At 40.4% G+C, this 13,990-nt stretch carries 11 protein-coding genes and 1 pseudogene; all 12 read right to left on the reverse strand.

The annotated features are described in order from the left end of the window. Window positions 1–8: 8 nt before the first annotated feature. The 12 genes and pseudogenes from BUR42_RS23175 to pseI all read right to left on the reverse strand — a co-directional run bounded on the left by BUR42_RS23175 (window position 9) and on the right by pseI (window position 13,979). Window positions 9–1,220, reverse strand: coding sequence for a polysaccharide biosynthesis protein (locus BUR42_RS23175; RefSeq protein ID WP_074241960.1), 1,212 nt, complete (start codon window positions 1,218–1,220; stop codon window positions 9–11). 23 nt (window positions 1,221–1,243) lie between these two features. Further along, window positions 1,244–2,170, reverse strand: a complete 927-nt coding sequence (locus BUR42_RS23180) for an NAD-dependent epimerase/dehydratase family protein (RefSeq protein ID WP_074241961.1) — start codon at window positions 2,168–2,170, stop codon at window positions 1,244–1,246. Further along, entirely contained in the window at window positions 2,167–3,261 is a 1,095-nt protein-coding gene (locus tag BUR42_RS23185; RefSeq protein ID WP_084185772.1) for a glycosyltransferase, read from the reverse strand. The genes BUR42_RS23180 and BUR42_RS23185 overlap by 4 nt, the downstream gene beginning before the upstream one ends. 83 nt (window positions 3,262–3,344) lie before the next feature. After that, a complete protein-coding gene (locus BUR42_RS23190; protein WP_074241963.1) occupies window positions 3,345–4,478 on the reverse strand; it encodes a glycosyltransferase family 4 protein in 1,134 nt (377 codons plus the stop codon). A gap of 14 nt (window positions 4,479–4,492) precedes the next feature. Beyond that, the gene (locus BUR42_RS23195; protein ID WP_074241964.1) at window positions 4,493–5,542 is read right to left on the reverse strand and encodes an EpsG family protein; all 1,050 of its coding nucleotides are present in this window, start codon (window positions 5,540–5,542) and stop codon (window positions 4,493–4,495) included. A 20-nt stretch (window positions 5,543–5,562) separates the two neighbouring features. Further along, window positions 5,563–6,654, reverse strand: a complete 1,092-nt coding sequence (locus tag BUR42_RS23200; RefSeq protein ID WP_074241965.1) for a glycosyltransferase family 4 protein — start codon at window positions 6,652–6,654, stop codon at window positions 5,563–5,565. Between the two features lie 12 nt (window positions 6,655–6,666). Continuing rightward, entirely contained in the window at window positions 6,667–7,731 is a 1,065-nt protein-coding gene (locus BUR42_RS23205; RefSeq protein WP_074241966.1) for a glycosyltransferase family 2 protein, read from the reverse strand. Between the two features lie 12 nt (window positions 7,732–7,743). Continuing rightward, a complete protein-coding gene (locus tag BUR42_RS23210; protein ID WP_074241967.1) occupies window positions 7,744–9,147 on the reverse strand; it encodes a capsular polysaccharide export protein, LipB/KpsS family in 1,404 nt (467 codons plus the stop codon). 91 nt (window positions 9,148–9,238) lie between these two features. Continuing rightward, window positions 9,239–10,696, reverse strand: a complete 1,458-nt coding sequence (locus BUR42_RS23215; protein ID WP_074241968.1) for an oligosaccharide flippase family protein — start codon at window positions 10,694–10,696, stop codon at window positions 9,239–9,241. A gap of 49 nt (window positions 10,697–10,745) precedes the next feature. Beyond that, window positions 10,746–11,750, reverse strand: coding sequence for a phytanoyl-CoA dioxygenase family protein (locus BUR42_RS23220; protein ID WP_074241969.1), 1,005 nt, complete (start codon window positions 11,748–11,750; stop codon window positions 10,746–10,748). Window positions 11,751–12,194: 444 nt separating this feature from the next. After that, window positions 12,195–12,350 (reverse strand): annotated as a pseudogene (locus BUR42_RS30045) (DapH/DapD/GlmU-related protein); the annotation flags it as partial. Between the two features lie 585 nt (window positions 12,351–12,935). Next, window positions 12,936–13,979 carry a pseudaminic acid synthase gene (gene pseI, locus BUR42_RS23230; protein WP_074241971.1) on the reverse strand — a complete coding sequence of 348 codons (1,044 nt, stop codon included), beginning with the start codon at window positions 13,977–13,979 and terminating at the stop codon, window positions 12,936–12,938. Between the last annotated feature and the right edge of the window lie 11 nt (window positions 13,980–13,990).

The raw sequence follows: 13,990 nt of genomic DNA on the forward strand, positions 1-13,990 counted from the left end.
ACTATTGATTACATTCTTTGATCGAGGCTTTTACCGGTTTCAATATGGTGAAATGAAGGAAGGATCTCTTTCAGTTTTGCGATAATGTCTGATTTGCTAACCTTATCGTCCTTAAAGATCGCTTCAATGTTCTGCACTATTACATCCATTTCTTCCAATGGTAGCCTGGCTGCATTTTTGATTATTCCCAGTTGGCTGAAGCTATTGGTATCCAGCTCTTCTTCGTCTGTAAAAAATTCTTCGAATGTTTTCTCTCCGGATGTATCTGAAGTGAAGAAGTAAACAGGGTAGGTTTTGGAGCCGGCGTTCAGCTGTTGTGCCTTTTGGATGGCCTCCTGTTCTGACTGGCAGTGTTCCGGAGTAAAACCAAGCTTGTGCAGGTACTTTTCAGCGATCTCCGCAAAAGTTTTCATATTCTCCTCTCCCAGTTTGGGGAAGAAAATATCTCCATTCTCTCCTGTGATACAAGCCAGCAGGCAAAGCTGACCTGACTCCTGGGGAGAAACAAAGTATCTTTTAATATTACTGGGACTGGATAACGGCTGATTCTTCATTAATCTTTGCGTAAATCCAAATAACAGGCTGCCGTTAGAGAATGCCACGTTTGCAAACCGGGCGGTGGTGATCTTTATTTTGGAGGAATAGGCAAGGATAAGGTATTCCATGATCTTTTTACTGGCGCCCATTACATTTACGGGATTTGCCGCTTTGTCTGTAGACACGCAAAAGAAGTGCTCGGGTTTATGAATACATAAAAGGTCCAGCAGGCGTTTGGCTTTGATGATGTTATTGTGCAGCATGGCCTCAATGGAATAGGGGTCTTTTTCGCTTCTCACATGTTTATGTGCTGCGAAGTTAGCTACAATCTCAAAAGGCCCTTCATTGATCAGTATTTTTTCAAATACGGGATCTCCGAAATCAATCGGATATGTTTTTATTTCAAAATCAGCCGGCAGGTTAAAGGAACTTCTAATATCCCTTACTAATTCTGTGAGGCCGTTTTCATCATTATCAATTACGTACAGTCTTTTAGGATTATAATGAAGGGCAGCTTTAATAAAGGAGGAACCAATAGTTCCAGCACCTCCGATAACGAGCAATGATCTGTCCTGAATCCGTTCACGCAATAGCTTTCCGGAAAGGGCCAGATCTTTTTCGAATAAACTGCCTGCTCTTTCTACAATGGCTTCTTCAATAAATTTATTGAGCTCGAAATACATACAAGTATTTTTTATAAATGGTTTTAATGAATGGATCTTAACGTTTTCAGGAGGCCTTCCGTGCTAGATAATGGTAAAGGTTTGTCCAGAACGGAAAGCAGTTTTTTATTTGAAACAACATAGTCGGTTGTTAATTTCTGCAGCATTTCATTATTGACAGGCAAGCCCAATTTATCTCCGACATTCGCTATAAACCGTACCATACTTTTATTAATGTTCCAGATCTTAGTATGCTTTTGAAAGGACTGACTAATGAGGGCGATCAGCTCATTAGTAGACAAGCTTTGATCATCTGCTACGTTGTAGGTGCCCGACGGAATATTTTTTGCCAGTATTTCCTGTATAATATAGCATAAATTATCGATAGACAAAAATGAGCGCTGATTTTCAAACGCTCCGAATGGATAGGGGATGTTCTTTTTTACAACGGAAGCCAGGAGATTAAGGTTGCCTTTATTTCCGGGGCCATGGATCATGCAGGGCCTGAGTATATATAACTGTTTATTTCCGGGAAGTGTTTGTGCTCTCAGGTATTCTTCTGCTTTTAACTTGGATTGGCCGTAAGCGGTTTTAGGAGCAGGAACAGTATCTTCTGTTAGTGTTCCCTGTGGAAGATCGGCTACTGCCTTTACAGAACTAACATAGATAAATTTACCAGCGGAAGACAGGAGGAATTTATCGAACAGCTGTTTTGTGAGTTCGTAGTTTACTTTAAAATATTCAGAGGGATCTGATACATTTCTAAGATCGTGTGCTTTCCCGGCCAGGTGAACGATTGCATCAGCAGATGCATCATTGGTTTGCAGCAGTTCAGCAAAAGACAGATAGTTTGGGGTATTGGGCTGAGGAGACCTTCCAACAGTTATGATATCATAACTGGCGTGAGCGGACAGGTAGTTTTGCAGGTTTTGCCCTACAAATCCACTAGCGCCGGTGATCACAATTTTCATTCTCCTTCTTTTTTGATCAACGAAATATATTGCGTCATCATTTTCTCCGAAGAAAACATGGTAGCACGGGAAATAGCGTTCCTGGAGAATAGTTCATAGTTCTCTTTCTGTAATATTTCTTTAAGCGCCATGGCTATTTCTTCACTTTTCATGGGCTCTACCGTGATACCGGTTTCCCCGTGTTTACTGACATATTTTACGGCAGTATCCAGATTTGTATTGATAACAGGCAGTCCTCTGGACATAGCTTCGATCTGCACCAGGCCAAAAGCTTCAGACCCGTCAATAGAGGGTAATACAAAAACATCACAGCGATTATAAATATCCGCCAGTTCTTCATCCGTTACGTGCCCATAGAAAACAGTCCTGGATGGATCGTATTTTGAATGTGCATACTCCTTTATCTCTTCAAAGATCTCTCCACTTCCCACAAAGTTGATGCGGATATTGGAATTGAAGGATAATGCATCTATGAGGTACCTGAGGCCTTTGTATTCTCTGAAAGATCCTACAAAGAGTGCTTCGTAAATAGTTTTTTCAGGAAATATCCTTGGTGGGTGAGCGGTTATTTTAACACCATTATTGATCACCACTTTATTCTTGCAGGGGATAACAGTTTGCCGGGCATTTAGTTCATTCGTAAAAACAACCGTTTCACACCGTTTGAAAAATTGCTTATAGAAAAAATTCAAAACGCCTTTAGCGTGTTCCCAGCGGGTATCTTTTGGATCCGCGTGCATCACACAAATGATCCTCCGTTTTATCAGAAAGGAAAAGAAATAAAGGGGAACTTCCAGGTTGGGCAGAGGGCTATGGATGATTGTTACATCTGCAGCTTTGAATTTCTTCCAAAGCGCCACAGATCCCCTAAAAAGGGAGATGGGTTGGGCTTTATAATAGAAGGTGGGATCAATCACTGTTGAATCAGCATCCGTGTTCTCCCATTTTGTATCCGAGTTTTTGTCCCTTTTATAGAAAATTTTGTATTCCCTGATATCCTCTTGTTTTAAAGCATCCCCTATCTGTTCTGCCACTCTCTCCATTCCTCCAAATACCGGATATAGGTACTTTATTATATGTGTAACGGTCATGATTGCTGTTGGTTAATAATAAGCCAGGCTTTAAAGCGAGCTTTAAAAGTTAAAAATAGAGTAAAAATGCTTTTCGGGCAAGATTAAGTATTAGCAGCAATATCAAATGCTTTTAATATTTTCTCTCTGAATTGTTCTTTTGTAAATAGCCCGGCATGCCTGATGCCCTCCTGGGAGAATGAGCGATAGAGGTCTTTATCAGAAAGCAGCAGATCAATAGCTGCAGCAATGGCTTTTGGGTCATTGGGCATAACGTGCACTCCTGCTTTGCCGTCTGGGATGATCTCAGCCAGGCCTCCCATATTTGTTACAATCACCGGGATACCCATACTCATTGCTTCCAAAGCAGTAAGGCCAAAAGATTCTTCGGAAATGGAGGGGACTACCACCAGGTCCATTTGCTGCATGGTAAGATTTACGTTATTGGAGAATCCCATTAGTTTAACATTTGCATTCTCCAGGTTTTGTAATGTGCTCTGCTGCTCTCCTTCCCCATAAATTTCATAGCGGATGTTGTACCTGTCTTTTGTCTGAAGATGCTGATAGCTGTTCATGAAAACATCTATGCCTTTCATTTTTAATAAGGAAGAGAATGTTGCGAGGCGTATCTGTTGTTTTTCGGTAATATCTCTCGGGCCTGGGAGAAGGGAGGAAGGATTCTCGAAGAAATTGGGGATCACCAGGGTTTGATCCAGTTGCATAGAGTTCTTTACAAATTCTGACACACATAAGATAAGTAATGCTTTCTTGTATAAAAGGTGCATTACTTTTTGGATCACTCTGCTTTTCGATTCGGGGGAATGTGCATGGAAAATAAAATTGTAGTTCCAAAGGATTTTTAAGAAATAAGCATGTACGAGGGCTTTCTTGGTGGTAGCATAAACGAGCACCTGCTCTTTGCGGTGGGGCTTTAATCCTTTTCTAATGGCTGAAAGATTCCTGAAGAAATATAATGGGAATGAGATTATTTCTTTGAGTGAGAGGTTATAAGAAGACTTTCCTTTGGCGGCTATTTTTCCCGTTCCGGTGAGTGGTATGTATTTACGAATAAGGTCCGCTGCTTTTGCCTGGAATATAGAAGGTGTGTCAGTTGTAACGTCTGCAAGATAAAGTGTGTGAGAAGCATAAAGGATCTTCATTACTTCAAGCGTAATTTTTTGTCCTCCTCCGAATCTGGCTTTTGACGAATCTTCTAATACCAGAATTATTTTATCCATTGTCAGATGAAATTTTATTGAAAGATGGTTTTATATGGGATCACTTCTCCCACATTTTTACCTAATACAAAAAAGAAGAAATATGCGGTATAAAGTAATGTTATACCGGTAGCCATCATTGCTTTCCCATACTTGTTTTCGGGGATTAGTAAAAGCAGCGGAATAGCCAGGAGGCTAAATATACTAAAATAGAAACCTATCCGCTGTAATTCAGCAAGCCCCCTGGAAATAAACAGGAATACAACGTGTATAAAATAGAAATTGATCAGGATCTTGTTGCTGGCATCGGCTGCCAGCAGTTTAGGTTTATATTTTAGCAACAGAAAGAGTATGGTGATCTTATCTACGTTATTTAAAAATTTTACCAGGAGCGGTTCTTCGAGTGTACTCAGATAATGTTCTAGGAATTGCAAATACCCGGCATAATGGGGAGGCAACACAGCAGAGATGGGAGTGGTGAAAAGGCTTATACTTAAGATCCCTATATTGATCAGAACGGCAGCCAGAAGAACGATCAGCATCTGCCATGCACGTATATTAAGATTAACGATGAAATAAAATGGGAGCATTAGTAAGGCGCTAATGTGAAAAACCGAGATGATCAGGATGGTAAGAAGATAATGAAAGAATTGCCGGCTCTTCATATATCTGAGGCCAAAGTAGAAGTATAAGCCTAATGCAACAAACTGCCTGACAATATTAAAGGAGTTGGTATAGAAGCCAAGCGTAATGAAAAGCAGTATGGATAAGGGTATACTTACGGAGTATGCTTTAAATCCTTTGAAAAAGTAAAAGAAGGTTATGAAAGAACATAATAAGAAAAAAGCTGGGGATGGCAGGCCAAAGAAAGTAAGCAGGTTCCTGACCGGGGTATAAATATATTCAAATTGAATATCCCGCTGATCGGGATTGTCGTAAAACAGTTTGTATGTTGGATAGTCTGTACCTACATTATGCCTTAGTCCTGCAATCAGTAGCAAACCAACAAAAATGCCTGAGAAGATCAGAACACGATTACTTTTGCTGGTATCGGAACTGATCACGCAGAAAACCAGAATGATCAAATATGTGCATAGATAAAATATCACAATCTTTGAGGGATTTCATTGAATAAGCTAATCCACTTTTCTCCTACAATATTAATGTCATATCTCTTTATGTTTTTACGGGCCAGGTCTCCCATTTTTTTCCGTAATGGAACATCTGAGATCATTTTTTTAATACCTTCTGCCAACAGGGTAATATTTCCCGGTGGTATAATAAAGCCGTCTTCATTATTGCTGATAATGTCCCTTGGCCCGGTATCACAGTCAAAACTTATACAGGGTAGCCCACAGGCCATTGCTTCCAGTAATACCATGGGGAAAGCTTCAAAGCGGGACGACATCGTATATAGCCCTGCTTTGGTATATTCATCAATGATCTGCCTGGTGGGCTCCTGGAAGCTGATAGTATTAGCGAGGCCTTTTTGAGCTGCTAATGCCTGGTGTTCTGAGAGTAATGGTCCGTCCCCGATGATTTTCAATTGCCAATCCGGATGATCTTTAATGACCAGCGCCCAACTTTCAATAAGCATATCAAACCCTTTTTGTGCAGTATGCCGCCCTACAGATAAAACTACTTTATTATCCAAAGAGGCGTGAAGGTCCGGATAGAAAGAAAGTGAGTTAGGGATGCAATGAACATTTTTTATAAAGGAGGAATAATATGAACGATCATCTTCGGTTAGTACTACCAGGTGTTCCAGCTTTTTATATGCCACTTTCCGCAGTTTGTGGGTGAGGGAGGACATAGGGGCATTATGGGGGAAGTGTTCACATCCGATACGGGTAGTTTTTTTGCCCATAAAGAATGCCATATAAATATTAATATGCTTACCTGTGCCAATGAGTACATCGGCTTTAATGGAAGATAGTATAGAGGGTATCCTGGCGGTATTGAATATTTTTTTTCTGATAATTTTAAAGCGGGAAGCTTCTGTTGCATAATCTTCCATGCCATGGTGGAAGATCTCTATTCTTTCATTCAATGGATAAAAGGAAGAGCTTTCCCTGGAAGACAAGCTATGGATCTGCACATGATATCCTGCTTCAACAAAAAAGTTGGAAAGATTAACAACAACTCTTTCAGTTCCTGCACTTTTGGTGATGTCTGTTGTTAAGAAAGCGATCTTCACGTGTTTATTGTTTTATCCGTTCTTTAATCCCGGGGCCTTCACATATTTCCGTGATCTTAACGGGTTTTTAATTTTGGCATAGAAATGTTCAAACAACCGCATGTGAAGGTGCTTTATCTGAAATAGTTCTGAAGAGAGGTACCTGGTAATGCTGCTGGCATTTTTACTTTTGCTGAGTACGGCCATGGTCCATTGCCACATAAGCACTGCATCAAAATACCTGGGTTCGAAAACCTTCCTTTCTTTGTTGTTTTTTTTGAGCAGCATGAGATGTTCTTCTATTTGCGGGAGTGTAATAGGAGAATCGGCAAACTCTTTAGTAATGAACAAATGTTGAATTGCGATATTTTCCGGTGTGGGTGTAATGCCGAGCTTTTCAAGCTGATATTTTACAATGGTAATATCTCCCAGTTTGCGTTCGCTTTTCTTTCTATTGGTTACATTCTGGTCGTGGACCCTGTAATAAACCACATACTTCCGGCTGTTACGGATGGGATATTTTTCAGCGATCCTTACAAAGAGATCATAGTCTTCAGCAGGTTCAAATCCTGGTCTGTATGAAATTTCCCTTAGTACATCCGTGCGTATGATGGTAGCAGAATTGATGTAGCAGTTTGAAAAGAAAAGGTATGCGGGGAGAATACCGTCCCCAACAGGCAGTAAAATATCACTTAAAATCAGGGAAGAGGAGTTGATGAGTTTAGCGCGAGACCCGCTGACAGCAACTGCCGGATTCTGGCGGATCTGTTCGAGTTGATACGCAAGCCTGTCAGGAAACGCAATATCATCACAGTCGAGCGTAGCAAAATAAGTTCCCCTGGCTTCCCTGATGCCTCTGTTCCGTGTTTCAAAAAGCCCCATATTCCGGGGATTATGAAGGACCCTTATCCGTGGGTCCTGGAAACTTTCAACAATTTGCATACTGAGGTCTGTGGAGCCATCATTAATGATCAGCAGCTCAAAGTCCGAGAAACTTTGGGCCAGGACACTTTGAATGGCAGCGGAAATATAATTTCCTCCATTATAAACTGCCATGAAAACAGTTACCAAAGGAGCATTGGATGTGATGTTTTGCATTGCCATAATTCGCTACTTGCCTTTTGCCAGAAGATAGTTCACTACTTTTTTAGGTTTACTTACTTCCACTGATTGTTCCATGAATTTTCCGGTGAACAGGGTTTCCGGTTGATAATATTTATAATAAATACCTCGTTCCAGTTCCCAATAGCCATATTTAAGGATGTCTTTAGACGGTAACGGCTCCAGTTGCTGATGGAGAAGTGCTACTACTTCCTCATGGGTGGATGGTTTATAGAATCCATTCAATTGATCATAAAAGGCGTTGCCAAGCAATACAACCGGTTTGCCCCAGAAACTGGCTTCTATACCCATGGTAGAACTAAAAGCCACCGCAATATCGGCCGCATCTAGTAAGGAATAGGTATCCACCACTTCTTCCGCACGGATGACAGTCAGGTTTTTGAACCTTGCGCCAATTTCGTCCAGCTCTTTTACCTGGCTATTCTCAAGACCCTTGAGGTTGGGATGGACCCTGAGATAGAAATGAATATTTTTTTCGTGTTGGAAGCTTTCCATCAGTTTGAGGAGACCCACATTATCATTCGGATAAATTCTGCTGGAAAACCCGGCAATCCCTTCATATTCATCCATGGATGAATTATATAGTACGATGTTTTTCTTAGATCTGTCAAAACCTTCCGGGAGGCGGCCTCTTTCCTGATTTTCGGTGAACACTACCCAGGATTGGGTGATACGGCTCCTTCTGTCTGTAAAAAACCTTGAGCCTATCTCTTCTTTATCCGGGCCACCATCTCCCCAAAGTGTTTCTATCTCTTTAGCAATGGCTGTTAGCGAATGTGGTGTACTATTTTCGCAGAGGATATATTTGTTCATAGTGCCGCCTCTTTCATGGGCATAGAACTTAATATTCCGTTGTTCGCAGAGCCGCATGAAGGGGCGGATATCGAGGAAGCGGCCATTAAAAAGGACCACTTCGTCCGGTTGCACTTTATCCAGTATTTTTTTTCCGGCTTTATGTACCAGGAGGGCAGTTCTTAATCCCCGCTGAATATGTTCATTGAACAACAGGGTGTTCAATTTATGGTCCCTTTGTTCTGAGATCAGGGAAGAGGCTACGCCCAGACCAATATCTGAGCCTTCGTAAGAGAACTGTTTTAGTTCATCTATGGAAGCAAAACTTTTAGGAATGATGGTTTCATCCAGAACGATCTTGGGATAAGGGATGATATTTTTTTTAGGAATATCGATTAACTGGAAAGCTCTTTTCTTTTTATCCGCACAGTTCCTGCAGATCCATTCAACATGTGAAGGATTGGTGCAGCATGTCAATAAGTCACCTTTACAATGTGTAAAATAAACCTCATGCTTATTCTTTATTAAGTCCACCGCAATCTCCATTTCCGTTTCGATGTGCGGCGTTATATTCATCCCGTTATAAAATAACACTTTCATTGCTAGAACTTTATCACAATTTTCTAATTTGCAAAGGTAGGAATAACCGGGTAGTTAATAAAGGAGACCGGATTAATATTATTTAAGGGAGTTATATATTTAATTTATTCCTAAACTTACCTGTAAGCCCTTTCCTGTACACTACATAAACAATAAGGATGCCTATTAGCAAGGCCGAAGTAATAACGATCTTGGAAAAAATGGCAGTGTCCATGAGATAATAAGCTACCAAAAAGGCTATCGCATTAATGGCCAGCATAACCAGGCAGAATTTTGTAATATTCAGGTACTTGTTGAACAGATCCCGGTTTTCTTTATTCAATAATCCTGCAAAACCGAAGATCACATAAGAGACATATGTAGCAATAAGTGCTGCCATTACCCCCAAGTAAGGGATTAGAATAATAGAAATAACGAGGTTAACAGCGGCAGCGAGCATGGAGATCTTAGAGATGGCAAATGTTTGTTTCTTAATGGAAAGGGGATAAACAAAGAATGAATAGACGGACCAATACATATAGGCGGACATGATAATGATGGTAGCCGGATATGCCTTTTGTAATTCGGGGTTCCTGAAAAGGAACAGAAAAGCCTCCTTCATCCAGAGACAGGCAATAAATAATGTTCCGGTGATGAGCAGGGTGACTGAAATGATCAGTTTCCGTATGAGTACCCTGGCACTTTCAGTTTCACTTCTAAAACCTTCCTGCAATTGACGTGATAATGATTGAAAGATGCCACTGATCAATACATTACTATAGGCGGCCATATTATATCCCTGGCTGTAATAGCCGATCTGGGCAAGGGGTGTTTTTGAATATTCAAGCAACAACCTGTTTGAGGTGCCCAGCATATAGAGTGATAGCTGATGCGGAACCAATGGAAGGCCTACTTTTAAAGACTCCTTGATCACTGTATATTTTAACCTGAAGGAAGGGTACAGCTTTTCCTCAATAAATAACCTTTTGGCGTAATAGAGGTACATGATCAGGGTGCTAACCGGTAATACTATGATCCAGCCTAAGAAACCCAGCTTGAGGTATTTAATGGTAATAAGGTTCAATAAAACGGCTATGCAGCCCACAATTGTTGAACAAATAGCATATGGGAACGACTTCTCATGCAACACGTAATAATTGACAGCGATTGTTTCAATCGGGCATAAGATAAGGTTAAACCCCATCATTAAACAAACCCAGATCCAGTTGCTGCCGATCTTATCCAGCATTGTGAAATAAATAATGGCCGTAAAGATGAGGCTGCATATTACTCCGCCAAGGATCATGAGCCCGAATGAGCTTCTCCAGGTGGGGGCATAATTATCTCTTTGTTCAAAGAACGAATTCTGCAGCACGATATTCTGCCCCAGCGTAATAAGGATCTGCCAGACACTTAAATATGCTACCAGCAATCCATAAATGCCATAGTCATTCAGGGAGAGGTAAGGAGAAATAATCGGCATTACCAATAAATGAGCGAATACAGAAATCTTAGGTAGGATCGTGTATATTAATGTATCCTTTATTATTTTCTTTTTAGAAAATTTCATTTATTGATAATTACTTGTGCATTGTAAGTAGTGACTGCTATTTAGCCGGCTATTTTGATAATATACCGGAAAAGGTATGTTCAAATCGTTTAACGCCCTTAAGAAAGTTTTCAGTGAGTTTACTATTCCTTTGCACAGGAGGATAATACTGGCCGAACATGCTGGTAGCGAACTCTACCTGGAAAAGCAGCCTGTCATTTTTTTCCAGGGGTTTTCCTTTATGGAAGCCAATAGTATCAACTGCCAGGATCGTTCCTATTTTCCCGGTTATTTCTTTGAAGTTTTCTTTCGGGTAAACAGCCATTAATTCTTCATCCATTATCCTTCCATCCCTGCGAACAGCTTTTGGTTTTAATTTATGAGAACCTTCTATATAGCAGTGAGGACCATTATGTGTATCCACATCGGAAAGGTAAATGAAGAATTTCAGGAATTTGATCCTATCGAGGTCGAAGTGATAAAGTTGTGCTGCTTTTGAGAGATTGGTGCCCTTGTAATTAGCGGTACTCCACCACATTGCCACCAGATCAAGTACAGGCTTGGGGCCAAGGTATTGCTGAGCTACTGCTATCAGAGACTCGTCGACCAGGATGGATTGAATAGATTGGTTTTCAAACAGATCCTGATTTGTAAAATCATAGATAGGGCTAATGGGATTTTCCTTGTTATATTCAACCGGAACTTGCTCGCCCATCCTGGGAATACTTTTTTGATGTGTAGCGAATTCGACCAATTTATTAATGAGGTCCTGTTCTAATGGCACAGGAAATATATGATATCCTTTCTCCTGGATACTGTTACTGATTGACTCTATATCCTGTTTTGTAAGTTTCCCTAGTATACCTTGCACTTCAGTGAATTTATATTCACTTTTAAATAGGTTATCTACGGACGCGGCTACACCATTTACCTTTCCATTTGTAGTACAGAATAATTGCCTCATACTCATGTATGCACGATTTGGTGTTACTCCTTTCATTTTATAATAGAAGTATCCTAAGGAAAAATTAGCGAGATGAAAAAGATTTTTCGAGAATTTTATAAGAGCGCTCATATAATAAAATTGATCAAAAGGTTTAAAGATTAATTAAATATTGTATCAGATAACACCGGCTTCCAAGATTGAAATACTATAATTTTCCCAATGCAATAGTCCATTCCCTCCGGAAAAACTAAATTTAAAAATTGTATCGGAAGTATTCCTTCCCATCGTCAGAGGAAATTGGTATCTGTTTTTACCGTGCTTAACAAGCATTGAATGCTTTTCATAATTTAGGCTTAAATCCTGAATATTATCAGATGCAAAAATAACTATATATATGTAGCTGTTGTTTTGGACTGATGTCAAACTTAGCGTAAATGCTTTATCTAATTTGATGTCCACAGGAACATCTGTTGAATTTGAAGGACCAGCTTGTGATACTTTACAGCCTGAGTAGAAGTAGGGCAGATGCATATTTATTTCAGCCTTAATAGAGGCAGGGGGGGAAAAATCCAGGCGTTTTTTTATGACCTTTGCGGGGATACCCCCTACTATTGAATATGGCGGTACGTCTTTGGTTACAACAGAATTTGCACCTATAACAGATCCTTTTCCAATTGTTAATCCCTGCATTATTACAGCGTGTGTGCCAATCCAGCAATCGTCTTCAATAGAGATCTTTTTACTTCGGAGGCTGGAATATTCGTCATGCTCATTGACAAGTTTATCCTGCAGCCTGATCGGCAAATGCGGTTGAACGGAAAAGAAGTGGTTACCTGAAGAAACGAAGACGTATGGAGCAAATAACACATTTCTTCCTACGGAAATATCGCCTATCAATCTGCAGCCATCCTGAATAGAGCTTCCATCCTGGAGGATTATTGCGCAATCTTCCAGGGGTTCTATCAATATATTGTTTCCAATCCATACCTTTTCCCCAAGAAAAATCTGTGAGTTGGCTGAAAGGAATAATGATGAATTCTTACCTATACTATTTCCCGATGTAGCAACCAAAATTCCACCTTTAGAAAATATATCTGCACTTGGATGTATATCTATGCCAGGATAATTACGCATGTAAAGTAACAACTTATACAATAGAGATTGCGCCAGGTATATTTTTAAAAGCGAAATATATTTTTTCATACAAGGACTGTTTATTTATCTTATGTATTCATGCAGTTACTTTTCTAGAGTATTTAGATACCTCTTTCCGGTTGGTTTAATTTTTGCGATCCTTCCAATAATCTGTCTGTTTTATTGTTTAATGAGCTCCCAGCTTAAAGGTGTTCCGGATTTAATGCCCGACGCGGCTTTGGCTCCAATGATGTTTTTATAGAACCTTGTATGAAGGCCATTTGAGGGCCTTACACTTCTAACATGTTCAGCTGTGATAGTTTCTCCTTCAGCAATATCTTTAACAATATAGAGGGAGCGTTTGAAAACCATATTCTTTTTTTCCTTTTCGCTCAGTTCATAGCTTACCCTTCCGAGGCTTTTCCATGCTCTTTCAGATTCTTCCACGAGGGAGGCGAGTTCATGGGGTTCAATAGAGAATGCGCTATCTACACCACCATCTGCTCTTCTGATGGTAAAATGCTTTTCGATCACGCAGGCACCCAATGCAACAGATGCTATAGACACTCCTATACCCATAGTATGATCGGATAAACCTACATGAGTCCTGTAAAGCTCTCTCATATGAGGGATGGTAAGGATATTGGTATTCTCCGGCGTTGCGGGGTAGGTGCTGGTGCATTTCAATAACACCAGTTCTTTACAGCCGTTTTCCCTTAGTATGGAAACAGCTTCCTGGATATCTGCGATCGTAGCCACACCTGTGGACATTATTACCGGTTTGCCGGTTTTAGCTACTTTTTCGAGCAGCAGGTGATCCGTATTTTCGAAAGAAGCGATTTTATAACAAGGTACGTTCAGTGATTCGAGAAAATCTACGGCAGTGTGGTCAAAGGGGGAACTAAATGCCAGGAGCCCTCTTTTTGCAGCATGTTCGAATATAACAGGGTGCCAGTCCCAGGGCGTATATGCTTCTTTATAGAGATCATAAAGTTCACGACTGTTCCATAAGGAATCCCCATCTTTAATGGTATGGGCACCTCTGATGGTCATAGTATCTGCAGTATAGGTTTGCAGCTTAATAGCGTGTGCTCCTGCATCTGCGGCTGCATCAACGATTGCAAGTGCTCTGTCCAGAGATTGATTGTGGTTTCCAGACATTTCTGCTATGATAAAAGGCTTGTGTTCTTTGCCAATTGTAATTGGACCGATTTTTATATCCATGTAAACAGTTT

Source organism: Chitinophaga niabensis (assembly GCF_900129465.1).
GTDB lineage: Bacteria > Bacteroidota > Bacteroidia > Chitinophagales > Chitinophagaceae > Chitinophaga > Chitinophaga niabensis.